Here is a 22,021-nt window from a genome sequence, read left to right as displayed (position 1 = left end):
GGGTCGGCGCTTCCCGGCTCACTCCGCGTCCAGCGCCTCCATCTGCGGCTGCGAGGGGAACCGCTTGGTGAGCGCCTCGTCGAACTCCCGCTCCTCGGCGCTCTTCGCCGCCTCGGTGAAGAAGGCGCACAGCTCCTCGTGCCTCGCCCGGGCGTCGGCGCGCCCCAGCTCGATGAGCTGCCCCGCGAAGCCCCCATCGAACAGCAGGTAGGACAGCAGATCCGCCTCGCTGCGCGAGTCCCGCTCGGCGAGCCGCCGGAGCAGACGCCCTCCCATCCCGGATACCCGCCCGAAGGCCGGCGATCGCACGTATTCCGTCGCGATCCGCCCGATGTCGTCCGACGCCCGGACCAGCGTCGCCTGCATCGGCCGGAGCCCGATCCCCTCGGGAAAGCCCATCTCCCGGTTCAGATCGTCCACGAAGCTGGGCCCCGCGACCCGCGTCCCGGCCTCCAGGATCCGGTTGATGGTCGACAGGCGCGCCAGGTCGGTGTCGATCCGGTCCAGGAGCAGCGCGTTCAGCGTCTTGCCGAGCAGGAACAGGGGACCCGGGAACACGTCCTCCGCCGCCCCATCGTCGAGTGGCGTGACCTCCAGGTGCCGCGGGTTCACCACCAGCACGTGGGTCGCCCCCAGGCGCCGCGCTGGCGACAGCGGGACGTTCTGCCGGAGCCCCCCGTCGCAATGGTAATCACCATCCAGCTTCACCGCGCGGAACAGGATGGGGATCGCCGACGACGCCAGCGCGTGCTGCGGCCCGATCTTCGCCTCGCGGGCCACCGTCGTCGGGTCGTTGCCCCAGGGGGGCAGCCCCCCCTCGCGGCGCTGCACGTGGACCACCGTCCGCCCCGTGGTCACGTGGGTCGTGGAGACGCTGAGCGCGTCCAGGTAGCCGGCGCGCAGGTTCTCCTCGATCCGCGCGAACGGGATGCTCGACTCCACCAGCCGTTCCAGTCCGCTGGGATCGATGACGCCCCCCTCGCGCGCCGGCACCCGCGCCCCTGCCGGCCGCCCCAGCAGCCGCGTGCCCATTTCGAGGATCCCTCGCGCATCCGGGCGGACCAGCTCGGCCACCTCCAGCTTGGTCCACACCTCGAGCAGCCGCCGGATCCCGGCCTGGCCGAGATCGGCGAATGCAGCGAGCCCGCATGCATTGAGCGCCCCCACCGAGGTCCCGCAGAGCACATCGAAGCGCAGCACGTGATCGAGATCGCGTGCGAGCTCCTCCACGATGTATTGCACCACCCCTGCTTCATAAGCGCCTCTCGCCGCACCTCCTGCGAGGACCAGCGCTGTTCTCCCCTGTCTCATCGGTCCGGGCATGGCTAGCTCCTTCCTCTGGGCGTGAGCTGCAAATCAAATTCGATGTTATCTGCAAATCGAGGGCAGACGGCGGAAGAGTGCCCCCCTAGTATCGAAGACTCGTGCTCACTTCGTCGAAACACAGATGAGGGATGAGGCACGGGTACGTCTCTCCGCACGATGAAAGGAGTGTTCAGCCTACCCCGAAGGGGCCCACCCCGCACGCCGGCGCGGGGGAGCCGTCGCAAAGAGACCGCGTTCCGCCCTGGACCCCTGCGCACACGCCGACGCGCTGCGGCCCGGCCTCAGGTGAATGCGTGCAGGATTTCCCGTACGCCGTCGGTAACGCACCGCATTCGTCGTGCAGAAGTTGGATCTCAACGTGCAACCATGCGAAAACATACATCAGAAACACCTGTCGCATCGCTGGTTCACGGCGGCGATGGCGTGCCCGGAGGTCCTTGAACGGTCCGGCCCGCACCTGATGCAGGGCCTGCTCTCCGCGCCAAGAGCGCTGCGTCCAGCGCTCCCATGAAGATTCCGTGCCCTGCTCTCGTTCGTGCCGGCGACGCGGGGGGGCGTGCTCATTGGCTTATCGTGACTTCATCCTCTGGAAGATCTGCGCGTGTCACAGGAGGTACATCATGAACAAGAGCCGCAATTTCACCTCTCGCGTGTCCATCGGTCGAATCGGCGCAGCACTCGGCATGGCGGCGCTCGTCGTGAGCGGGATGTCCGCCACGGCCCCCGCCTCGGGCAACCCTCAGAATCAGCTCCAGCAGCTCGTCGACGAGTCCGAGATCACGAAGCTCACCTACTGCTATGCCGCAGCGACCGATGCCGTCGGCGCGGGCAGGTTGCTCGTCGCCAAGGCAATGTACGCGCAGTGCTTCACGCCCGACGCCGTTCTCGAGGTGTACAGCCCCGGCGTCGACCGCAATGGACCTCCCAGCCTGAGCGGCTCACCCGACGACTGGGCCGACGTCGCGCTGAATGAGTTCACCAATGGTGGCTACGTCTCGACGCAGCACCTCAATGGCAACGTCCGCGTCACGGTGCACGGCAACACCGCGAGAATGTCCACCTACCTCCTCGCGACCCACGTCGTCGATCCTGCGGGCGCCGTCGAGATCGCGAACGGAACGTACGAGGACGTGGTCGTTCGCACACCCCAGGGCTGGCGGATCTCGAAGCGGACGCTGATCTTGAGCACGTATTACCGGGTCGAGTCACCCTGACGAGGCGCCGTTTCCCGCCGGGGGGCGGGTCAGACGGTTGCAGCCCCGATGGATCGCTTGACACCCGACTCGCGCGAGGTGCATCTGTAAGGCTGCTGATGCCCTCCGCCCAGAACGAACAGCCCATCCGTTACGAGCACTTCTTCCAGTCGTCGGGCGATCTCCTCTGCGTGGTCAATGGCGAGGGGCGGTTCATCGCGGTCAATCAGGTCTTCTGCGACGTTCTCGGCTACCGCGAGGACGCGCTCCTGGGGGAGCCCTTTGTTGCCGTGATCCACCCGGAGGACGTCGAGCCGGTCAGGGCGTTCATCCAGGAGGGGAGGAATGGAGCTCCCCTGCTGCGCGTCGACGCGCGCTTCCTCCGGCGCGACATGACCTCCCAGCGCCTCATCTTCGGCCTTCGCCGGGCGACCGAGGAAGAGCACGTCTACGGATCCGGGCGTGAAGCGGGGCCGCAGCCCTCGGCGGCCGCGAGGCGCCAGCAGCAGGTCCTCCTCCAGAAGATGCAGGCCGTCGCCCGCGTCGGCGGGTGGGAGGTCGACTGTCGCAACAACAGCCAGTCGTGGACCGAAGAGACCTTCCGCATCCACGAGATCCCGCTGGGCAACGAGCCCTCCACCCAGGAGGGCATCAACTACTACGCGCCCGAGCACATCCCCTACATCACCGCCGCCTTCACGGCGTGTGCGAAAGAAGCGATCCCCTACGATCTCGAGCTGCAGATCGTCACCGCCAAGGGCCGCCGGGTCTGGGTGCGCACGGCGGGCGTCCCGATCATCGAGGATGGCGAGATCGTTCGTGTCATCGGTGCCTTCCAGGACATCGACGAGATGAAGCGTCGCGAGCTCGACCTCGCGGAGAAGCTGGCCATCATCGAGCAGCAGCGCTCGGCGATCCACGCCATGTCGGCCCCGATCATCCAGGTCTGGGACGGCGTCCTCGCGCTCCCCGTGGTCGGCATGCTCGACCGCGAACGCGCTGGCGAGATCACCGCGCGCATCCTCGACGCCGTCGTCGAGTCCGGTGCCCGCTACGCCATCCTCGATCTCACCGGCGTCGAGGTCGTCGACGAGGTGACGGCGGATCATCTCCTCCGCATCCTCCGCGCCATCCAGCTCCTCGGCGCCCAGGGGCTCATCACGGGCATCCGTCCCGCCGTCGCCCAGACCCTCACCGCGCTCCAGGCCGGGTTCGCTGGCGTGCGCACCCTCAGCAGCCTCCGCGACGCCCTCAAGCTCTGCATGCGCCAGCGCATGCCTCGGACCGAAGCCCGCTTGTCCGGCTGACCTCGCCCTCCGACACGCCCCAGCCGCCTGGCTGACCTCGCTCTCCGACACGCCCCAGCCGTCTGGCTGACCTCGCTCTCACGAAGTGCAGCGACGGGTGCCGTCTCACCTCGGGCACGCCCCCTGCCTGCCGCTGCCTTTCATGCAGAATCCCCTCGTCCCCACTCCGTCCGAGGTGGCCACCCCCGCCACCCTGCTCCCGATCTCCGCAGAGCATGGCGACCCCCCCGTCCTTGCGCGGAACCGCCGTGCCCGCGCCGTGCGCGCCCTCCTGCCCGCGGTCGCCGTGGGGTCTGCCGTGGCCGCGTTCGTCGCTGCGGACAGGATCCGACGCCCGGCCGTGCGTGCCGCGACCTTGAGCATGCTCGGGTCCCTCGTTGGCGCCGGCCTCGTCCGCTGGCAGCTCGCCCGCCTGTTCACCGAGCAGCCTGCGCACACCGTCGAGCGACGCATCGGCAAGCTCGAGGTCCGGCACTACCCCGCGATGGTCGAGGCGGCCACCATCGTCGAAGGCGTCTTCTGGCCTCGCGCCCTCAGCGAAGGCTTCCGACGGCTCGCGGGCTTCATCTTCGGGAGCAACGTCGCTGGCGAGCAGATCGCCATGACGGCCCCCGTCGTCGCCACCGCCACCGTCGGCGAGACGACGGCCCTGACCTCCCCGGATGGCTGCACCCTCGACGGCGCCGCCGGACTCACCGTGGGCTTCCTCATGCCCCGCGACCGGACCTCCGGTTCACTCCCCGTACCCCGCGACCACCGCATCTGCTTTCGCGACATCCCGCCGCGCCGGATCGCCGTCCGTCGCTTCAGCGGCCGGCTCGACAGCGCCCGGGTCGCCGTCGAGCAACGCAAGCTCATCGCCAGCGCAGAGCGCGCCGGCTTCACGGTCCGAGGGGAGCCCACCTTCGCCGCCTACGATCCTCCCACGACCCTCCCGTTCCTGCGTCGTTTCGAGGTCTGGGTGGAGGTCGACTGAGCGACGCCCCTCGCGTCGAGCGCGATCGATCGACAGAGACCCCGACCCTCTCCCGCATCGGCGACGGGGAGCCTTGCTCCCAGAGACCCCGACCCTCCCGCATCGGCGATGGGGAACCTTGCTCCCTGGAGGGTTGACGGCCCGGGAGCACTCCTTCCTCATGCGCCCCCATGGAGGCGCCGCCCAGCGAGCCCAGACCCCTCGAGCCTCTGGCATCGCCGAACCGTCCCACCGACAGCGATGCGGTATCGCGCCTCCGCGCCTTCCTGACCGGCCCCGCCCTCCTCCTTCCAGCCGTGCTCCTGCTCGCGCTCCTCGTGCGCCTCCCCGGGCTCGGCTTCGACATCCCGACCCTCTCCTGGACCACGAACTCGTTCCCCCTCACTCACCACGCCGACGAGCCGGTCAACCAGCGCGTCGTGCGCACCGTCCTCTCCTCCGGCGATTTCAACCCCCGCTTCTTCAACTACCCCAGCCTCTTCTTCTACCTCCACGCCCTGCTCCACGTCGTCGCCTACGGGATCGCCCGCGCCCTCGGCGCCGTGCCCGCCCCGGCCGAAGGCATGAGCTTCACGCGCGCGGCGAGCACGATCAGCGAGTCCACCCTCGCCCTGCTCCTGAGCCGCGGCCTCAGCGTCGCGTTCGGCGTCGGCAGCGTCTACCTCCTCTACGTCGCCGGCAAGCGCCTGATCTCCCCGCGCGCCGGCCTCGCCGCCGCCTTCCTGCTCGCCGTCTCGCCCACGTTCATCCGCAACACCCGCTTCTTCTCCCCGGACGCGTGCACCACGTTCTTCGTGCTGCTCACCCTCGTCTGCGCCCTCGACGTGCTCCGGCGAGGCTCTCTCCGCGACCACCTGCTCACCGGCGCCGCCGTCGGTCTCGCCGCCTCGACCAAGTACAACGCCGGCTTGCTGCTCGTCCTCCCCCTCGCCGCGCAGCTCCTGCGTGAGGGCGCCCAGGGCCTCAAGGACCGGCGCCTCTACCTCGGCTTCGTCATGGCAGCGGCCGCCTTCGTCGCCACCTCACCCTTCACCGTGCTCGACTTCCCCGCCTTCCTGGAAGGGTTCAAGAAAGAGGTCGCCCACTACACCACGGGCCACCTCGGCGCCGAGGGCAACTCGGGCGTCTGGTACGCGCGCTACCTCTGGCTCGCCGAGGGCCCCGTCGTCCTCCTCGGTTTCGTCGGCCTCGTGTGGAGCTACGTCCGCCGCTCCCGCGAGCTGACCCTGCTCTCCATTTTCCCCCTCGTCTATTTGCCGCTGATCAGCCGGATGGCGTACCGCAACGACCGGACGGTGATGCTGGTCCTGCCGTTCCTCTTTCTCTTCGCCCTCGTCGCCCTCCAGCGCCTCGCCGGCTGGGGGCCCTCCGAGCGCCTCCAGCGCCCAGCGCGTCGCATCGGCGCGGTCGCGCTGGCGCTTCTCTCCATCACGCTGCCTCTCCTGGCGATCGTCGATCACATCCCCGCGCTCGGCATGCCAGCGCCGAGAGCGCAGGCGCGCCAGTGGTTCGAGGACAACGTACCCACCGGCCAGCGCATCGCACTCGAGTGGCACAGCGCCGTGCCCCGCAGGTCCGCTCATTACCTGGTCCCCCTCCGCACCCTGTCCTCGTACGACCTCGCCTGGTACCGGGAGAACCGCGTGAGCTACTTCATTTCCAGCGAGGAAATGACGGATCGTTTCTACGACGACCCGGAGCGCCACGCGGACACCATCGCCCGTTACGAGGCGCTCTTCGGCCAGCTCGAACGGGTCGCCGTGTTCCCCAACCCGTACCGTCCCTGGGCTTCCGGGCCCTTCGCTCGCCTCCTCGGAGGTGACCGTGACAAGGTGTGGCCGGGATACGCCTACAACGGTGAGCAGCGGATCTACCGGATGCCCAAAGCGCCGACGCCGACCCCCTGAGAAGACGTCATGCGGTGACACCACGCACCGCGCAGACGCTCGATGGCGAGCGCATCAGGGGACGCGCTCGCCATCCAAGAGCTCCGACATCACGACGCCTCGACCCTCAACGCCGGAGCAGCAGCAGCACCGCCGCGGCCAGCCCGAGCGCAGGCATCGAGAGCGCCAGCGCCGCGGGGATGCGCTCCCGTCGCCCAGGCGACCCATCGCGGCTCCAGCCACCGCTGACATGGTTCTGCTCCGGCACGGGTGAAAACAGGTTCCCCGGCGAGAGCGGCGCTGGCCGATCCGTCAGGTGCTTTTCCTCCACGGTCTTCGCCATCCGTCGCTCCGCTCTCCCGGGCGCGATCGCGTGCTGCGCCGCCATCATCCGGCCGGCCCAGCCCACGATCACCTCGCGCTGCGGCCTACCCACGAGCTCCACGATGGTGTGCGCGACCCGGTAGGGATCGATCACCGGCGGGATCGGCTGCACCGCGCGGCCCGTGTAGTTCGCCGCCTGCTGGAAGATGGGTGTGTCCACGGTCGCTGGCATCACCGTGCACACGTGGATGTTCGGCGCGTCCATCAGCTCCTGCCGCAAGCTCTCGCCCAGACCGCGCACGCCGAACTTCGTCACGCAGTACGCGCTCGTGTAGGGCTGCCCGAAGATCCCGGCCACCGAGCCCACGTTGATGAGCACCCCGTGCCCTTGCGCGCGGAAACCCGGCAGCGCCGCGCGCGCCCCGTGGATGCTCCCGAACAGGTTGGTCTCGATCACCTGCCGGTACGCCTCGTAAGGCACGTCTTCCGTGCGTCCGAACAGCGAGACGGCCGCATTGTTCACCCACACGTCGATGTGGCCGAAGTGCTCGATGGCTCGCCGCGCGAGCTCACGCACCTCGTCCTCGCTCCGCACGTCCGTGGGCACGACCAGCGCGGTCCCGCCCACGCGCGAACACTCGATGGCCACCTCTTCGAGCGTCTCCTTGCTGCGCGCTGCGAGCACCACCGAGGCGCCGGCCCCGGCGAAGAGCTGCGCCGTCGCCCGGCCGATCCCGCTCGATGCGCCGGTGATCACCACGACCGTGTCCGAAGGATCCTTCTCCATGAGCTTCTCCGCTGGCAGGCACCGGATGCCCGCTGCCGGCGCCGCCGGACGACCCGTACGCAAACCACACGCCAGCCCAGCAGGCGCCCGGCGGGTACGGAAACGGCTCCACCGTGCTCAGGCGCCTCGCCTGCGCGCGACGAACGCTGCGTGATTTCCTCGCGCTGGCCATCGCGCCACGGGCGCTTCGTGGTCGCGTCACGCGGGCTCTCCACAGCGCCAGCGCACGCACCTGCGCGCATGCCCATCCCCGCACCCGCACGTCGATGCCCGCCCAGGACCAAGGCGACCCGGCAGCGATGGCGTCCCCGCAACGAAGGCGTCTCCGGACCGTGACGAAGGCATCTCAGGAGCGAAGACGTCCTGGTGAAGCGACGCCGGTGGCGACGACGTTGTGAAGCGACGCCGGTGGCGACGACGTTGTGAAGCGACGCCGGTGGCGACGACGTTGTGAAGCGACGCCGGTGGCGACGACGTTGTGAGGCGACGCCGGTGGCGACGACGTTTCGGCAAGCAACGAAGACGTCCTGGTGCCGAAGGCGTCCCGTCACCGACGGCTACCATGGCGGATGATGGTGGACGATGGCGGACCATTCACGATGCGCGCATTTCGATGATCGGGATGTCGAATGGTCATTCCATTCTGGCCTCGAATGAGGTTATGAGGAAAGTTGGTCCTTCACGTGAAAACGTCAATTCGACCCGGAGCCAGCACCATGACCCATTCTGTCCTCTCCTCGTTCGTGTCCCGTGGCGCCCTGGCCATCGCCGCCGCGATGCTTTCGGCCTGCGCTGCCGAGACCCCTGAGGACACCGACGACCTCGACGCCGTGGACGCCGAGGTGACCGGCGTCGCGGAGCAGGCCTTCAGCGGCTGCAAGGCGTACCGGCGCGGCGAATCCGGCTACGTGGCCGATGCCACGCTCTGGCAAGCCACCCCCACCTACAACACCGGCAACATCTCCCTCATCTACACCGGCAACTCGCACGCGGGCTTCCGGCAGGCACTGCTCTATTTCGACATCAGCGACATCCCCGCGGGCGCGCGGATCGATTCGGCGGTGCTCTATCTCTCCGAGCTGTACAAGGCGAGCGGCACCATGATCGACCTCCACGCAATCACCGAGCCGTGGGCCGAGAACACAGTGACCTGGAACAACTTCAACCAGGCCTTCGATCCCACCCCGGTGACCACCTTCTTCGCGTGGGGCGGAGGGACGGCGCAGATTCGCCTGGAGGGGCTGGTGAAGTCCTGGATCGACGGCGAGATCGAGAACCAGGGTCTGCTCTTGCAGGAGCCCACCATGATGGCCAGCTCGTTCCGCAGCAGCGAGTACGACGACGTGCTCCGCAGGCCCCGCCTCAAGGTCTGCTACACGACGAACCCCTGAGCTCCACGCCGTCCGGGGCCTGGTCGCGCACCGAGCCCCGCCCTCTCCATGGCGTCCGGGGCCTGGTCGCGCACCGAGCCCCGCCCTCTCCGCGGCATCCTTCCGGTCCGGAAATCGCGTCCATCGCCCGCTGCCGTTCGAGAGGCGCGCCGCGAAACTGGGTGCGTTGGCGCGACCGTCGGCGTTCCGGCGCGAAACTGGGTACGTCGGCGGCCCCGGGGTGGGTTCGTCCTCGTGAACTGGGTACGTCGGCGGCCGACGGAGGCAGTTTCGCGGCGAAACTGGGTGCGTCGGCGACCCCCGACGGTGGCAGTTTCGCTGCGAAACCGGGTGCGTCGGCGGATGACCAGGCCAGTTTCGGGGCGGCACTGCCTGCGTCGACGTCCCGGGGGGACTTCACGGGGCGAACCTCCGTGCTCCGGTCGGCCGGGGCGAGTCCCGCCGGGGAACCGTGCGCGTCGACCGCCGCCCAGGGCAGGGAAGCCGCGAGACGCCTCCCCATCGGCCGGCGTCCAGGGAAGTCTCGCGCTGAAACTGGAGGCGTCGGTGGCCGAGCGCCGCACTTTCCCAGGCAACCCGCTTCCTGGCGTTGCCGGCGGAGGTGACGCGTGGCAGCAATTTCGTCGTCCTGATGACGAACTGGCCCCTCACCACGTACCTCCTCCTCGCGCTGGGGGCCGCTGTCGTCGCGATCCTCGCGACCTGGGCCCACTTTCGGTTCTGGACGGCACGGTTGAGCCTGGCGCTCGACTACGACGTGGAAGACGTGCTGCCGACCCCGGACGGCGCCCACATCGAGCTGCGTCGGGTACCGCGGCCGGCCGAGAGGGCCGAGGCGGTCGAGGCGGCTGGGCTACCCCCTGTGCTCCTCGTCCACGGGCTCGGAGCGAACCACCGGAACCAGGACCTGCATCCGGACTGGTCGCTGGCCAGGCACCTGGCGGCGCTCGGACGCGACGTGTGGCTGGTCACCTTGCGGAGCGGGCGTCTCACCGGCTGGCTGGAGCGACGGCGGGCGCGCTTCGGGGCGATGGTGAAGCACGACGTCCCCATGGCCGTGGACGCGATCCTCGGGCGCACGGGGAAGCCGAAGCTCGACTACGTGGGCTTCTCGATGGGCGGGATGCTGCTCTACGCGGCGCTGGGGAGGACGGTCGCCGCGGAGAAGGTGCGGCGGGTGGTGATCATCGGCTCGCCGGGGCAAGTGCGCTCGCCGACCTCGCTGGTGAAGCTGATCCCCCGCGGGTTCGTGCCCACGGTGCCCGTCCGTTCGCTCGCGCAGGGCTTCGCCTTCGCCTCGGAGTGGGCGCGGACGCCCCTGCACGGCGCGTTCGCCAACCCGAGGAACATGGCGCCCGGGGTGACGCGGCTGATCCTGATGAACCTGGTGCGCGACATCCCCTCGACGCTGCAAGCCGACTTCCTGTCGTGGGCCGCCGGCGACGGCGAGATCCGCGTGGATGGCGAGCGCGCGCTGGACGGGCTCGCCGGAATCGGGATCCCGGTGCTGTTCTTCGCCGGGAGCGCCGACCGGGTGGCACCCGAGCGCGCGGTGCGTCACGCCTTCGAGGCCTGGGGCCGCGACCGGCCCGAGACCCCGAAGCGGATGATCGTGCTGGGACGCGACTTCGGCCAGAAGGAAGACTACGGGCACGGCGACCTGGCCGTGGGCGCGCACGTGGCGGCGGAGATCTTCGAGCCCGTGGCGCGCTTCCTGGGCCCGGAAGAGCAGCCGGAGGCGGCTGGCGCAGAGGCCGGCGCGGAGGCGGTGGAAGAGGTGCTGGCGCGGGAGCCGGTGCAGGCGGAGAGCGCGGAGGAGTGAGGCTGGCGGGCGTGGGGTGACGCGCGAGGGGGCCGATGACTCGAATCGTTATCGCTCTGACGAGCGATCGAGCACGGTGCGCACCGGGGCGACGGCTGGAAGGTGCCTGGAAACGGCCTCCCTTCACGTGCATGCGCAGACGGACTTCGCCTGGAGTTCAGGCGCGTGGTCCATGGCTCGCCGATAAGCGAAGATGACGCGCGCGATATTGAAAGCGGCGGTTGACCTCGTCGATGCACTTGCCGAGTGCCCCGATCGTGCCTTGGAATGCAATTCGAGACGTTTTGATTCGTCCGGGTGAATGCGAGAGGGTCTCGCCTTCGTGATCGCGCCGTATCCTCGGGCATCCAGTCACGAACGGGAGCGCTTTTTCGGTGCCGCACGCCCGGGAAGCCTGGAGGGCAACAAGCCGGACACCAGGGCATCGACGACGTCGTCCGTCGGCGTCTCGGGATCGAGCGAGATCGTGAGGCGATCGAGCAAGAGGCCATCGAGTGCATAGTGAAAGAGGGCGATCTCGTGGCGTCCGCCGGGCAGCCCCGCCCTTTCATTGAAGGCGACGTCTGCCACGAAGCCATTGCGCATCCATTCACCGACGCGCTGCGCGATCTCGGGATTGCGCGTCGCTTCGAGCCGTAGCTCGAAGAGGGCGAGGGTGACCATGCGCTCTCGGGTCAGGCGGGCGACGATGTCACGCATGTAGTCGGCGAAGAGGGCCCTGGAAGGGCGCCGCCTGGCGAGCGCGGCGAGGACTTCGGGATCGGGCTTCAACCGTTCGCTGATGCGCTCGAAAATCTGGGCCACGAGCGCGTCGCGCGAGCGGAAGTAGTTGGAGGCGGTGCCGGTGGGGACGCCGGCTTCGGCGTCGACGGCGCGGTGAGTCAAGCCACGCGCGCCCTGCTGCGCGAGGACGTGGATGGAGGCGTCGAGGAGCTTTCGTCGACGCTCTTCGTTTCGGGCCATGGGGCGAGGGTAGCTTGCAGAACCACGACAGGTGGAGTAGTTCTTGGACCACGACAGATGTCGTGGAAGGAGACCGTATGCGTCGTCTCACTTACTTCGTGGCCACGTCGCTCGATGGGTTCATCGCTTCCCCGGAGGGCGCCTTCGATGCCTTCCTCATGCGGGGAGATCACATCGAGGCGCTCGTCCGTGAGTTTCCGGAGACGCTGCCTGGACCTGCGCTGAAGGCGATGGGGATCTCGCCCGACAACGCCACCTTCGATACGGTCGTCATGGGGTGGAACACGTTCGCGGCTGGATTCCCCGAGGGGGTACGCGATCCCTATCCGCACCTGCGGCAATTCGTGTGCAGTCGCCGTCACGCGGCCGAGGAGGCCTCGGGGGAGGTGGTGGTCTCGAAGGAGGACCCACTGGACCTCGTGCGACGGCTCAAAAGCGAGTCGTCGGAGCGGGACGTGTGGCTTTGCGGAGGTGGACTGCTGGCGGCCCACGTCGCCGAGGAGATCGATCGACTCGTCCTCAAGGTCCATCCGATCCTGCTCGGTGCCGGGATTCCCCTCTTCGCATCGAACGCCTACGTGCGTCGCGCGTTTCGGCTGGAGTCCACGCGCGCCTTCGCTTCGGGGGTGGTGATGAATTCGTACCAGCGCGCCTGATGGCGCGGGAGCGCTACGCCAGGGGGGGCGTCGAGGCGCACCCCGCCCTTTCTGGCTAGATGGCCACCGTCTTCGTCGACGGGCCGTCGGCCAGCGTCACGCTTCGGGTTGCAGGAACCACGTCGTTCCAGGCCGTTCGTTCCACCACGTGCGGCCGGAACTGGCGGGCCTGCTTCATCATGTTCCACCCCAGCACGCCGGTCACCTGGCCGTGGCGGCCGTAGAGCGCGACGAACTGGCCGCGCGCGGGATCTCCCTCCACGATGGCGACGTCCGTGTGGCCGGACAGGAGGCCGTGGACCTGGATCTTCACGTCGAACTGATCGGTCCAGTAGTAAGGCACCGGCGTGTAGGGCCGGTCTTTGCCGAGGATGTTTCCTGCGACGGCGATGCCCTGCTCGACGGCGTTGGTCCGGTTTTCCAGGCGCATCCCCGTGCCCAGGCCCTCGTGGTGCCACCAGGCGACGTCACCCACGGCGTAGATGCCGTCCGCGGCCTTGCACCGGGCGTCGCACACGATCCCGTCGGCGAGGGGGAGACCGCTGCCTTCGAGCCATCCGATGGCGGGGCGGGAGCCCATGGCCACGACGACGACGTCGGCGGGCAGGACCTCGCCGCTGGCCAGACGGACGCCCGAGACCCGTCCCTCGGTACCGAGCAGATCGTCGACGCCGACTCCGAGGCGGAGCACGACGCCGTGACCTTCGTGCAGGCGCGCGAGGACCCCACCGACCCGCAGGCCGAGCTGGTTCGCGAGCGGGGCCGGTTGCGGGCCGACCAGGGTGACGTCGAGGCCCATGCTGCGCGCGGTCGCGGCGATCTCGGTGCCGAGCACGCCGTCGCCCACGACGACCACGCGGGGGCCGGTGAGCAGCGCGGCGCGCAGGGCGATGGCGTCGTCCAGGGTGCGCAGGACGTGGACGCCGGCCAGCGCGTCTCCGGGCAGGCGGCGCGGCTGGAGGCCGAGGGCCAGCACCAGGACGTCGGCGCGCAGGTGACGCCCCGCGGCGGTCGTCACCTCGCGGGCGGTGACGTCGAGGCGAACGGCCGGATCGCCGAGGACCAGCGCCGCGCCGAGCCGCTCGAGGGCAGCTTCGGGACGGAGCTGGGTCTGCGCGGGCGCGAGGGCGCCGGACAGCACCTTCTTCGAGAGCGGTGGCCGGTCGTAGGGCAGGTGCTGCTCCGCGCCGAGCAGCGTCAGTGCGCCTTCGTACCCCTCGCGCCGCAGGCCCTCGGCGACGGCGAGGCCACCGACGGAGGCGCCGACGACGAGCACGCTCGAGGGGTTCAAGCGTCCTCTTCGAGCTGGATGGCGGCGCCCGGGCACACGCTCGCGGCCTCACGGGTCGCCGCGTGGAACTCTTTCGGGGGCGCCTCGTCGAGCAGGATCACGATGCCATCGTCTTGCTGGTCGAACACCTGGGGGGCGATCAGCACGCACTGGCCGGCGCCACAGCATTTCGGAAGGTCCACGATCACGCGCATGTCGAATCCTCACTTCCTTGGTCGTTCTCGCCCGTGCTTGGTCTCACCCGTCGGGGTGAAGGGGGCTCGCCACAGGCCGACCAGGGCGTCGATCAGCCCGACCGCGGCGGCTTCCCAGGTCGCGCGCGGGGTGGCGGTGCCTTCTTGCAGCGCCCGCTCGCGTTCGGCGCAGGTGTGCACGATGAGCTGCCGGCTCATGTCACTGCGCTCCGTTCGTACGTCGTCCGGGAGGACCGGCATGAGCCGGGAGACCCCCTCGATGATCTCCTGCAGCGACGTCGAGATGACCGTCTCGGCGATCACGATCTGCCGGTACGCGGGCTCGGTCGTCGCCTGGGCGATGAAGCGCGCATACCAGCTCGGGCTCCCCAGCGAGGCGAGATGGTCGGTCAGTGGTCGCACCAGACAGCCGAGCCAGTCGCGCAGGTCGGACGAGCCTGCGATCGCCGCGAGCATCTCGACACGTCGTTGCTCGATGGCCGGGGTGTGACGGCGCACGATGGCGAGGACGAGGTCGGCCTTCGTTCCGAAGTGGTAACCGACGGCGAAGTTGTTCGCCTGTCCCGCGGACTCACTCACCTGGCGGTTCGAGACGGCCGTCACGCCTTCCTCGGCGAAGAGGCGTTCCGCCGTGGTGATGATGAACTCGCGGGTCTCGTTCGCGTGCGCTGCCTGCCTGGGCCTCGAGCTGGACATGTCACCAGCGTACCAACACCTGCTCCAGGCCGCCGACGAGGAGCCCTGCGCGGCGCGACAGGGCCTCGGTCGGGACGGCGAGCGCCAGGGTGGGGAGCCGGCGCAGGAGCACGCGCAGCACCGTCTGCAGCTCGGTGCGCGCCAGGGTCTGGCCCAGGCAGGAGTGCGGGCCGGCGCCGAACGTGAGGTGCGCGTTCGGGGAGCGGGCGAGGTTCATCTCCTCGGCCTCGGCGAAGGTGCGCTCGTCGCGGTTGGCCGAGGCCATGGCGCAGATGACCGTCGTGCCGCGGGGGAGCGTCTGGCCCGCGACCTCGATGTCCTCGGTGATGAACCGGGGCAGCCCGAAGCCGGCGTTGGCGTCGAAGCGCAGCACCTCCTCCACGGCGGTGCGCACGAGGGACGGGTCCGCGAGGAGCTGCTCCCAGCGCCGGCGGTCCGAGAGGAGCATCGCGACCATCTTCCCGATCATGTTCGAGGTGGTCTCGTGGCCGGCGACCAGGAGGCCTTGCGCCGTGAGCAGCAGCTCCATGTCGGAGAGCCCCTGGCCCTCGTCGCCCGCCGCGAGCAGCTCGCTCAGCAAGTCGTCCCCGGGGTTCGCGCGTTTCGCGACGATGTGCGCGGTCAGGTACGCCTTGAACTCGGCCTGTGCGGCGTCGATCTCCTGCTGGCCGTACTGGGTGACGCTGAGCATGGTGTTCGACCAGTAGGCGAGCTTGTCCCGGTCGACGCCGGGGATCCCGAGCAGCTCGCAGATGACCCACACGGGCAAGGGGAAGCCGAGGGCGCTGGCGAGATCGAGCGGGGGACCTTGCTTCACCATGTCGTCGATGAGCTGGTCGGCCATGGCCTCGATCCGCTGCTGCATGGCCGAGATGTGCTTCACGGTGAACGACTTCATGATCATGCGGCGCCATCGCTGGTGCCGGTCGGCGTCGGTCAACATCGACGCTTCCTGGCGCTCGAAGACGCCGCCCGCCTCGTTGGCCGTGGTCCTGGCTGCACCTTCGGCCGAGAGGTTGTGGGTGAAGCGCGGGTCGGAGAGGACCTGGCGGACGTCGTCGTAGCGGGTGAGCAGCACCGCCTGGTCGCCGCTGGGCAGCCGCACATGGGCGACGGGGCATCCCTTTCGCAGGGGAGCCCACTCCTCGGCGGGCTCGAGGGGGCCAGGCGCGCGGAAGGGGTACTCGCGGACTTGCTCGTCACGGTCGGTGTTCATCAAGACCTCCGTGGAGACACTTGAGGCGGTCGACTTAACAAGTCAAGTGACTGAACAGAGTTGTTCTGGCGGGGAACATCGACGTACTTGCTCCCACCCCTTGGTTCGTTCGTTCAGTCTTCCAGCGACCGTTCGGTCCTTCAGGAGAGGGCTCGCAGAGGTGGAGGAGGGCGGTGACGTGCGAGGACAGCGAGCTGGTTGCGAAGGCGTTCGCACGCCAGGGCCAGGAAGGTCGTCCGGCGCGACTCGTCGGTGGACTCAGGGGGCGGTGAGCAGGTCGTCGACGCGGCGTGCGGTAGAGCTTCTCAGGGTCGCGGCCTGCTGGGTCCTGGTAGGAGAGGACGTTCAAGAGCAGGCGCTCCAGGAGCGCTTCCAGGGTGCTCGCGTCGCCGGTCAACAAGGCGGTCACCAGGGCGTCGACGTGGCGCCGATCCGGCAAGCCGCGCCGGAGCCAGCCCTGGAAGAGGTCCTCGTAGGCGAGGCGGATCTCGAGGTTGGGGATGGCCAGGGAGGCGTAGAGGCGGCCTTGTTCGTCGCGCTGGGGTGGCTGGCTTGAGGTAGCCGGCGGAGAGCAGGAAGCTCCACAGGGCCTCGGGTTGCTGGTCGAGGTCGCGCAGGACGATGTGCTCGTCGAGCCTGGCCTCGATGGTCTCGCTGCGCAGGAGGGCTTCGGACTCGGCAGAGAGGCCGAGGCCTCGGCGGGCCACGAGGTCCTGGAGCAGCTCGTTCGACGCGGTGTTGACCCAGTAAGGTCGGATCTCGCCGGTGAGCGCGCTCTTGAAGAGGGCAGGGTTGTCCTCGAGGGCGGCGGAGAGGAGGTTGCGGAAGAAGAGCGTGACCTCGTCGTGGAAGCCGTGGATGTAGCCGGACTGGATGGGGGTGTCGTACTCGTCGATGAGGATGACGACCTTGCGTTCGCGCTGGCGATGAAGGAGGTCGGAGAGGGCTTCGAGGGATCGGGAAAGCTCCGCCTCGGAAGCCTCGCCGTTCAGGATGCGCTCGAAGGAGCGCGCTTCGTCGGGATGCAGTGCGCTGCTGTCGAGCAGGTCGCGGTGCGTCGGTACAGCTTCTGGATGACCAGCGCGATGCCCTGGAGGGTGGCCGCATGGGAGCGGGCCTTCACGTCCTTGAAGGAGAGGAAGAGGACGGGGTGCTGCTGGAAATGGGCGCGGGCCGAGGCGTCGTGCCACACGGCGAGATCATGGAAGAGGTGAGAGAGGTCTTCGGTGCGCTGCTCCAGGAAGCAGGCGAGGGTGGAGAGGAAGAGGGTCTTGCCGAAGCGCCTCGGCCGCGTGAACTGGATGACCTGAGTCGGAGCGGCGAGGAACTGGGCGATGGAGGCGGTCTTGTCGACGTAGCCCGCCCCGTCCGCGCGAAGGGCACGGAAGTCGGTCTGGCCGAGGGCGGGGACGAACGGCATCCAGGTGCGGGGGGCTTAGCGCAAGGTATACAGCGAAACGATGGATACGGGCGTGGGGGGCATGACCGGCATCCCGTGGAAGCGCTCAGATTTCAGGAGAATCCGCGCGTCAGGAGGATGGGCGGACCAGCACGCCGATGAAGAGGAGCTGGTTGTGCGTCTGCTCGGAGAGCTGCACCTGGTGGACCCGCTGCGCGCGCAGGGCGGCAAGGAGCTGGTCGTACGGGATGTAGAAGTTGCCGATCAGATCGTTCCGGCCCGGGGTGTCGTCGTCCTCGAGCCTGCCGGTGAGCGCCAGGCTGGCGTGAAAGGGGACGCGGTTCCACGTCGGAGGGCCACGCCAGACAGGCAAGAACGTGTCCTCCGCCTCCGCGACCAGTTGTTGACGCGTGGCAGTCTGCGGCAGATCCGCACCGACGAGTTCGGCCCACCCCACGGCGTCGGGGGCGTTGAACATCCCGATTCCTGTCCTGAGGATGGCGATCCCGTGATCGGCAATCTGGGCCCGTCGATCGATGACGGACATCGCCTTCGCGAGATCCTGGATGGCTTCGAGTGGAACGACACCCAGGCCGTCCCATTGCGAGCCGTCGCTCTTGCCCAGGCCGAGCTTCGCATCCACCACCGTGATCTGGACGAAGTTGGGTAGATCGTCCGGCGATGTGGCGTCACCGCGGCTGCCGCACCCGACGAGGAACGTCACGCTCAGAGCGCCACCCCACCATCCCGCGCGTTGCGATAGGCCTCTCATGGAGGTGAATCTATCAGCTCTGCAGACACGTCGCCGTCATCGCGTCCGACGATGCTTCAGGATCCTGAGGTCTCGTCGCTCGCGTGTGGAAGTCAGCGTGCGTTGTGGATGTGCCCTCTCGACGGGGAGGATGTGACGTGCTGCCGCGGAAAGCCGAGGCGGTCTCCCGGTGGCGCGTGCGTCAGGGGGCCGAGCAGGTGACGGCGTGCAGGTACTCTCGCTTGCCCTCGCCGACGGTGACGTAGCCGCGGCCATCGGCGGTCCAGGCGATGGCCTCGCCTTGATCCTCGTCGGCTACGGGCGCGATGCAGGGCGTGCGCTGGAGGGCTTCGGCGACGCGCTCGCCGGGATCCATCGCGTAGAAGAAGGCGTGGGTCGAGGTCCGGAGCAGCACGCCTCGGGCCTCGGGATGCACCGAGCCGCCCGTGAAGCGAGGGCTCCCGGCGCGCTGGGTGATGGTACCGACCTTCACGGCAGTACTCGCGGTGCCCGGGGTGCCAGGGAGGGTGATCTCGTAAACGGAGGAAGGGCCGGAGGAGACCTTGGTCACCACGGTGATCAGGCCCGTCACGGGGTGCACCAGGAGCGTCTCGGCGTTGTGGGTGCCGTCAGGGTAAGTGAAGGGGAACGCGTCGACGGCGATCGTCTGGTTCGGGCCGATTGCGGCGGGCTCGGGGAAGCGGTAGATCGTGTAGGTGGCGCGCGCGGTGTCGTTGTCGCCGATGTCGCCGACGAAGACGCAGCTCCCGGAAGAGCAAGGGGCGCAAGCGATGTCCTCGTAGTCGACCGAGGCGGCGCCCTCCAGGGTGATCACGCCGAGGTTGCTGCCGTTGACGCCGACGATGAAGACCTCGGCGGGGTTGCCGGCGTCCTGGTGCGTGTAGAAGGCGTTCGGGTGGATCGCGCTCGCGGCGAGGCCCGAGGCTTCGTCGAGATCGTTGTTCGCGATCCGCCCGGTGGTGACGATCGCGCCACAGGTGGAGCAGAAGTCGCCCTGGATGGGGCCTGCCCCAGCGCCGCCGTCGCCGCCGTCGCCCCTCCCTCCTTCTCCCGCTCCACCCGATGCGCCAGCGCCATCGCTGGTGCTGGTGCTGGTGCTGCTGTCGCTGGTGCCGGTCTGTTCGCCGCTGCAGGCGACCAGGGAGGCGAAGGACAGGAGCGCGATGGAGAGACCGTGGTGCGTACACGAGGGCACGTCACGGAGGGGCTGGCGGCGGTGACGGAGGATCATGCTGGATCGATCGGTGGGGACGACGTGCGTGGTGGGGCGGGCTCAGGGCGCTCCGTTGGAAGCGCCAGGGGTGGGCGAGGTGAGCGCGAAGTCACCCGTGGCGTCGGGGAGGCGGCCCCAGGTCTGGGTGCCGTCGGTGCCGAGGGAGGGGTAGGTGGTCTGATCGACGATGTCGTCGTTTCCGTCGACCAGGTAGATGCTCTCGCCATCGTCGGTGGCGCCCCACTCGGCGTAGAAGCAGGTGGCCGCGTGCGAGCCGCAGGTCGTGTGGGGGCCCGGGCCGTTGGCGATGTCCTGATCGGCGATCACGAGGAGGAAAGCGCCCGGCTCGATCACCGTACCCTGGGGGAAGCGGAGTTCCTTGCCGCCGAGCTTCGGCCCACCCGAGGTGTTGTCCGTGTCTGCGAGGCCGTAGCCGGAGAGATTGAACGGCGTGTCGCCACCGTTGTGCAGCTCGACCCAGTCACCGTAGGGGATCGCCTTGGGGGTCGCCGACACCTCGTTGATCACCACCGCTCCGGATCCGGGGCCGCCCGTGTCGGTGTCGGTATCCGTGTCCGTATCGGTGTTCGTGCTGGTGTTGGTGATGGTGTCGGTGACGGTATTCCCGCCGGTGGTGCTCCCGGAGTCGTCCGAGCAGCCGACGAACGCCAGCGTCGTGGCAAGGAGGGTCGCGATCAAAGCTCTCTCTAGCATCATGGTCCTCGTGTGAAGCGCGCGCCGCAGGGGAGGTTCTCGTTGACCGAACGCGGGATGATGAAGAGACCTTCATCGCCCGTGGAAGATGAAGAGACCTTCATCTTCGCCGAGGTGGTGCGGGTCCCGTCCCAGCTCGGCTTCCGGGCCGACTCTAGTGCGTCTCGCCTGCAATGACACCGGCTCTACACGATCGTTCACAAGAGATGCAGGCCATCCCGGAGGCTTCCCGGTCCCGTCATGACGCCAGATAGAGCCTCTTCTCGCCCTCATGCGGCGATGGCGGGGTGCGCAGCGCGGCCTCTGCCATGCGCGTCGAGGTCGTGCTGGTACAGGTTTTGTATGGCTTCATGTGCGTGCAAAGCGGGCTGACGCAGCCTCTGTCGTGCAGATCGAGCCGCCTCCTCGTCGAGCAGGAAAGCGCGATCGAGGCCGAGTGCGGCGTCACGCGTCGTACCGCATCGTGGTAGGGCACGAGATCGATGTCCTCGACCGAGATCACGGAGCCGACGACCTCCGAGAGGAACGCCGCGCCTCCCACGTCTGCTGGGCGTGAGGGGTTCTGGGCGCAGTGGCAGGCCTACCTCTTCACCGAGGTCGACGGCGCTTCGCTGGCCGTGTTTCGCGTCGTCTTCAGCGGGCTCATTGCGTGGGAGGTGGTCCGCTACTTCGCGAACCACCGCATCCAGCGCTACTACATGGAGCCGCAGTTCTTCTTCAGCTACGTCGACTTCATCAAGCCCTGGGGCGGCCAGGGGATGATCTGGCACTTCATCGTGCTCGGTGTCTGCGCAGCCCTCTGCGCCGTGGGCCTGTTTTACCGGGTGGCGGCGGCGATCTGCGGCGCCGCGCTGACCTACGTCTTCCTGCTCGACAAGACCGAGTACCTCAACCACCTCTACCTGTGCAGCCTGCTTGGCCTGCTCCTGGCGTTCATTCCGGCGCACCGGGTCGGCTCGCTGGATCGCCTCTGGGCGCTGCGCCGCGCCGAGCGTTCGGGAACCGCACCGCCGGGGGAAGGCGTGCCCCGCTGGGCGCTCTTGCTCCTGCGTCTCCAGGTCGCGCTGGTCTACTTCTTCGGAGGTATCGCCAAGATCAACGGCGACTGGCTCGCCGGGCGGCCGCTGGACATGTGGCTGCCGGCGCGCGCGCACATGCCGATCATCGGCCCCATCCTGGCGCAGCCGGGGATCCCACTCGCGGTGGCTCATGCCGGGCTGCTGATCGATCTCTCGGTGCCGTTCTTGCTGTTCTCCAGGCGTGGGCTGCCCTGGGGCATCGCCATCGCGACGCTCTTCCATCTGGCGAACGCCATCATCTTCAAGATCGGCATTTTCCCGTTCGTGATGATCGGCGCCCTGGCGCTGTTCCCCGATCCGAGCTGGCCACGCCGGCTCCTGAGGCAGCCCCCCGCGGTGCTCCACGAGGGGCCTCGTGTGCCCCGAAGCGTTCCTCGCAGGCTGATCCTCGTGGCGCTCCACGGGTACCTGCTGTTGCAGTTCGTGATGCCGTTGCGGCACTGGCGGCACCCCGGTGACGTGGCGTGGAACGAGCTGGGGCACCGGTTCTCGTGGCGGATGAAGCTGCGGAACAAGAAGGTGAAGAAGCTCCAGATCTACATGGTCGATCCGGAGACGGGAGCGCGGGAGAAGGTCGACCCGAAAGCTCTGCTGACCCAGCGGCAAGTGCGTGAGATGGGAACGAAGCCGGACATGCTGGTCGATTTCGCGCACCTGATCGCGGACCGACAGCAAGCGGCGGTGGGCGTGCGACCGATCGTGAGGGCGAAGGTACAGGTCTCGCTGAACGGGCATCCGCCAGCGTCGCTGGTGGATCCAAAGGAGGATCTCGCCTCGGTGCCGCGCGGTTTCGTGCGCCCCTGAGCGGGACGTTCA

At 68.6% G+C, this 22,021-nt stretch carries 21 protein-coding genes and 1 pseudogene; 9 read left to right on the top strand and 13 right to left on the bottom strand.

Annotation, left to right across the window (positions count from 1 at the left end):
* Positions 1-18: 18 nt before the first annotated feature.
* Positions 19-1,323, bottom strand: a complete 1,305-nt coding sequence (locus CMC5_RS31110; protein WP_063796382.1) for a patatin-like phospholipase family protein — start codon at positions 1,321-1,323, stop codon at positions 19-21.
* A gap of 623 nt (positions 1,324-1,946) precedes the next feature.
* On the opposite strand from CMC5_RS31110, the gene CMC5_RS31105 reads away from it, so the two are divergent.
* The 4 genes from CMC5_RS31105 to CMC5_RS31090 all read left to right on the top strand — a co-directional run bounded on the left by CMC5_RS31105 (position 1,947) and on the right by CMC5_RS31090 (position 6,709).
* The gene (locus CMC5_RS31105; RefSeq protein WP_050433795.1) at positions 1,947-2,540 is read left to right on the top strand and encodes a nuclear transport factor 2 family protein; all 594 of its coding nucleotides are present in this window, start codon (positions 1,947-1,949) and stop codon (positions 2,538-2,540) included.
* Positions 2,541-2,638: 98 nt separating this feature from the next.
* Positions 2,639-3,826 (top strand): STAS domain-containing protein, encoded by a 1,188-nt coding sequence (locus tag CMC5_RS31100; RefSeq protein WP_050433794.1) that lies wholly within the window; start codon positions 2,639-2,641, stop codon positions 3,824-3,826.
* Between the two features lie 142 nt (positions 3,827-3,968).
* A complete protein-coding gene (locus CMC5_RS43370) occupies positions 3,969-4,802 on the top strand; it encodes an SOUL family heme-binding protein (RefSeq protein ID WP_156338993.1) in 834 nt (277 codons plus the stop codon).
* Between the two features lie 170 nt (positions 4,803-4,972).
* On the top strand, positions 4,973-6,709 hold the full coding sequence (locus CMC5_RS31090) for a glycosyltransferase family 39 protein (protein ID WP_050433792.1): 1,737 nt from the start codon (positions 4,973-4,975) through the stop codon (positions 6,707-6,709).
* A 106-nt stretch (positions 6,710-6,815) separates the two neighbouring features.
* On the opposite strand, the gene CMC5_RS31085 is transcribed toward CMC5_RS31090, so the two are convergent.
* Positions 6,816-7,799 carry an SDR family oxidoreductase gene (locus CMC5_RS31085; protein WP_050433791.1) on the bottom strand — a complete coding sequence of 328 codons (984 nt, stop codon included), beginning with the start codon at positions 7,797-7,799 and terminating at the stop codon, positions 6,816-6,818.
* A 716-nt stretch (positions 7,800-8,515) separates the two neighbouring features.
* On the opposite strand from CMC5_RS31085, the gene CMC5_RS31080 reads away from it, so the two are divergent.
* Entirely contained in the window at positions 8,516-9,190 is a 675-nt protein-coding gene (locus tag CMC5_RS31080) for a DNRLRE domain-containing protein (protein WP_050433790.1), read from the top strand.
* 631 nt (positions 9,191-9,821) lie between these two features.
* Positions 9,822-11,012, top strand: a complete 1,191-nt coding sequence (locus CMC5_RS31075; RefSeq protein WP_050436233.1) for an alpha/beta fold hydrolase — start codon at positions 9,822-9,824, stop codon at positions 11,010-11,012.
* Between the two features lie 351 nt (positions 11,013-11,363).
* Here CMC5_RS31075 and CMC5_RS31070 read toward each other — a convergent pair whose 3' ends face one another.
* Positions 11,364-11,975 carry a TetR/AcrR family transcriptional regulator gene (locus tag CMC5_RS31070; protein WP_050433789.1) on the bottom strand — a complete coding sequence of 204 codons (612 nt, stop codon included), beginning with the start codon at positions 11,973-11,975 and terminating at the stop codon, positions 11,364-11,366.
* Positions 11,976-12,052: 77 nt separating this feature from the next.
* Between CMC5_RS31070 and CMC5_RS31065 the strand changes: the two genes are divergently transcribed.
* A complete protein-coding gene (locus tag CMC5_RS31065; RefSeq protein ID WP_050433788.1) occupies positions 12,053-12,631 on the top strand; it encodes a dihydrofolate reductase family protein in 579 nt (192 codons plus the stop codon).
* A 55-nt stretch (positions 12,632-12,686) separates the two neighbouring features.
* Here the strand turns inward: CMC5_RS31065 and CMC5_RS31060 are convergent, their stop codons facing one another.
* Genes CMC5_RS31060 through CMC5_RS31045 form a run of 4 tightly spaced genes read right to left on the bottom strand, consistent with a single transcriptional unit; the run spans position 12,687 to position 16,028 of the window.
* Positions 12,687-13,922 (bottom strand): NAD(P)/FAD-dependent oxidoreductase, encoded by a 1,236-nt coding sequence (locus CMC5_RS31060; RefSeq protein ID WP_063796381.1) that lies wholly within the window; start codon positions 13,920-13,922, stop codon positions 12,687-12,689.
* Entirely contained in the window at positions 13,919-14,116 is a 198-nt protein-coding gene (locus tag CMC5_RS31055) for a ferredoxin (protein ID WP_050433787.1), read from the bottom strand. The genes CMC5_RS31060 and CMC5_RS31055 overlap by 4 nt, the downstream gene beginning before the upstream one ends.
* Before the next feature lie 9 nt (positions 14,117-14,125).
* Positions 14,126-14,812, bottom strand: coding sequence for a TetR/AcrR family transcriptional regulator (locus CMC5_RS31050; protein ID WP_050433786.1), 687 nt, complete (start codon positions 14,810-14,812; stop codon positions 14,126-14,128).
* Between the two features lies 1 nt (position 14,813).
* Positions 14,814-16,028, bottom strand: a complete 1,215-nt coding sequence (locus CMC5_RS31045) for a cytochrome P450 (RefSeq protein ID WP_050433785.1) — start codon at positions 16,026-16,028, stop codon at positions 14,814-14,816.
* 268 nt (positions 16,029-16,296) lie between these two features.
* Here CMC5_RS31045 and CMC5_RS46165 point away from each other — a divergent pair, with 268 nt between their 5' ends.
* The gene (locus CMC5_RS46165) at positions 16,297-16,584 is read left to right on the top strand and encodes a hypothetical protein (protein ID WP_050433784.1); all 288 of its coding nucleotides are present in this window, start codon (positions 16,297-16,299) and stop codon (positions 16,582-16,584) included.
* Between the two features lie 217 nt (positions 16,585-16,801).
* Here CMC5_RS46165 and CMC5_RS49275 read toward each other — a convergent pair.
* The 6 genes and pseudogenes from CMC5_RS49275 to CMC5_RS31015 all read right to left on the bottom strand — a co-directional run.
* Positions 16,802-17,020 (bottom strand): annotated as a pseudogene (locus CMC5_RS49275) (AAA family ATPase); the annotation flags it as partial.
* Complete coding sequence (locus CMC5_RS31035) at positions 17,017-17,448, bottom strand: AAA family ATPase (protein WP_050433783.1); 432 nt, start codon at positions 17,446-17,448, stop codon at positions 17,017-17,019. The gene CMC5_RS31035 and the pseudogene CMC5_RS49275, both read right to left, overlap by 4 nt.
* 109 nt (positions 17,449-17,557) lie before the next feature.
* On the bottom strand, positions 17,558-18,199 hold the full coding sequence (locus tag CMC5_RS31030; protein WP_156338991.1) for a hypothetical protein: 642 nt from the start codon (positions 18,197-18,199) through the stop codon (positions 17,558-17,560).
* A gap of 181 nt (positions 18,200-18,380) precedes the next feature.
* Positions 18,381-19,430, bottom strand: coding sequence for a hypothetical protein (locus tag CMC5_RS31025; RefSeq protein WP_050433781.1), 1,050 nt, complete (start codon positions 19,428-19,430; stop codon positions 18,381-18,383).
* Between the two features lie 42 nt (positions 19,431-19,472).
* Positions 19,473-20,129 (bottom strand): lamin tail domain-containing protein, encoded by a 657-nt coding sequence (locus tag CMC5_RS31020; RefSeq protein WP_082362952.1) that lies wholly within the window; start codon positions 20,127-20,129, stop codon positions 19,473-19,475.
* 235 nt (positions 20,130-20,364) lie between these two features.
* Positions 20,365-20,628, bottom strand: a complete 264-nt coding sequence (locus tag CMC5_RS31015) for a hypothetical protein (RefSeq protein ID WP_156338990.1) — start codon at positions 20,626-20,628, stop codon at positions 20,365-20,367.
* On the opposite strand from CMC5_RS31015, the gene CMC5_RS31010 reads away from it, so the two are divergent.
* A complete protein-coding gene (locus CMC5_RS31010) occupies positions 20,609-22,009 on the top strand; it encodes an HTTM domain-containing protein (protein ID WP_050433778.1) in 1,401 nt (466 codons plus the stop codon). The genes CMC5_RS31015 and CMC5_RS31010 overlap by 20 nt on opposite strands.
* Positions 22,010-22,021 lie beyond the last annotated feature (12 nt).

The sequence above is a fragment of the Chondromyces crocatus genome, assembly GCF_001189295.1.
GTDB lineage: Bacteria > Myxococcota_A > Polyangia > Polyangiales > Polyangiaceae > Chondromyces > Chondromyces crocatus.
This window is presented reverse-complemented; position numbering and strand designations above follow the sequence as displayed.

Excerpts from the sequence above, each read along its gene's own strand:
- CMC5_RS31110 (WP_063796382.1), bottom strand. The coding sequence starts at position 1,323 with ATGCCCGGACCGATGAGACAGGGGAGAACAGCGCTGGTCCTCGCAGGA.
- CMC5_RS31105 (WP_050433795.1), top strand. The coding sequence starts at position 1,947 with ATGAACAAGAGCCGCAATTTCACCTCTCGCGTGTCCATCGGTCGAATC.
- CMC5_RS31100 (WP_050433794.1), top strand. The coding sequence starts at position 2,639 with ATGCCCTCCGCCCAGAACGAACAGCCCATCCGTTACGAGCACTTCTTC.
- CMC5_RS43370 (WP_156338993.1), top strand. The coding sequence starts at position 3,969 with ATGCAGAATCCCCTCGTCCCCACTCCGTCCGAGGTGGCCACCCCCGCC.
- CMC5_RS31090 (WP_050433792.1), top strand. The coding sequence starts at position 4,973 with ATGGAGGCGCCGCCCAGCGAGCCCAGACCCCTCGAGCCTCTGGCATCG.
- CMC5_RS31085 (WP_050433791.1), bottom strand. The coding sequence starts at position 7,799 with ATGGAGAAGGATCCTTCGGACACGGTCGTGGTGATCACCGGCGCATCG.
- CMC5_RS31080 (WP_050433790.1), top strand. The coding sequence starts at position 8,516 with ATGACCCATTCTGTCCTCTCCTCGTTCGTGTCCCGTGGCGCCCTGGCC.
- CMC5_RS31075 (WP_050436233.1), top strand. The coding sequence starts at position 9,822 with ATGACGAACTGGCCCCTCACCACGTACCTCCTCCTCGCGCTGGGGGCC.
- CMC5_RS31070 (WP_050433789.1), bottom strand. The coding sequence starts at position 11,975 with ATGGCCCGAAACGAAGAGCGTCGACGAAAGCTCCTCGACGCCTCCATC.
- CMC5_RS31065 (WP_050433788.1), top strand. The coding sequence starts at position 12,053 with ATGCGTCGTCTCACTTACTTCGTGGCCACGTCGCTCGATGGGTTCATC.
- CMC5_RS31055 (WP_050433787.1), bottom strand. The coding sequence starts at position 14,116 with ATGCGCGTGATCGTGGACCTTCCGAAATGCTGTGGCGCCGGCCAGTGC.
- CMC5_RS31050 (WP_050433786.1), bottom strand. The coding sequence starts at position 14,812 with ATGTCCAGCTCGAGGCCCAGGCAGGCAGCGCACGCGAACGAGACCCGC.
- CMC5_RS31045 (WP_050433785.1), bottom strand. The coding sequence starts at position 16,028 with ATGAACACCGACCGTGACGAGCAAGTCCGCGAGTACCCCTTCCGCGCG.
- CMC5_RS31035 (WP_050433783.1), bottom strand. The coding sequence starts at position 17,448 with ATGCCGTTCGTCCCCGCCCTCGGCCAGACCGACTTCCGTGCCCTTCGC.
- CMC5_RS31030 (WP_156338991.1), bottom strand. The coding sequence starts at position 18,199 with ATGAGAGGCCTATCGCAACGCGCGGGATGGTGGGGTGGCGCTCTGAGC.
- CMC5_RS31025 (WP_050433781.1), bottom strand. The coding sequence starts at position 19,430 with ATGATCCTCCGTCACCGCCGCCAGCCCCTCCGTGACGTGCCCTCGTGT.
- CMC5_RS31020 (WP_082362952.1), bottom strand. The coding sequence starts at position 20,129 with ATGATGCTAGAGAGAGCTTTGATCGCGACCCTCCTTGCCACGACGCTG.
- CMC5_RS31010 (WP_050433778.1), top strand. The coding sequence starts at position 20,609 with ATGTCCTCGACCGAGATCACGGAGCCGACGACCTCCGAGAGGAACGCC.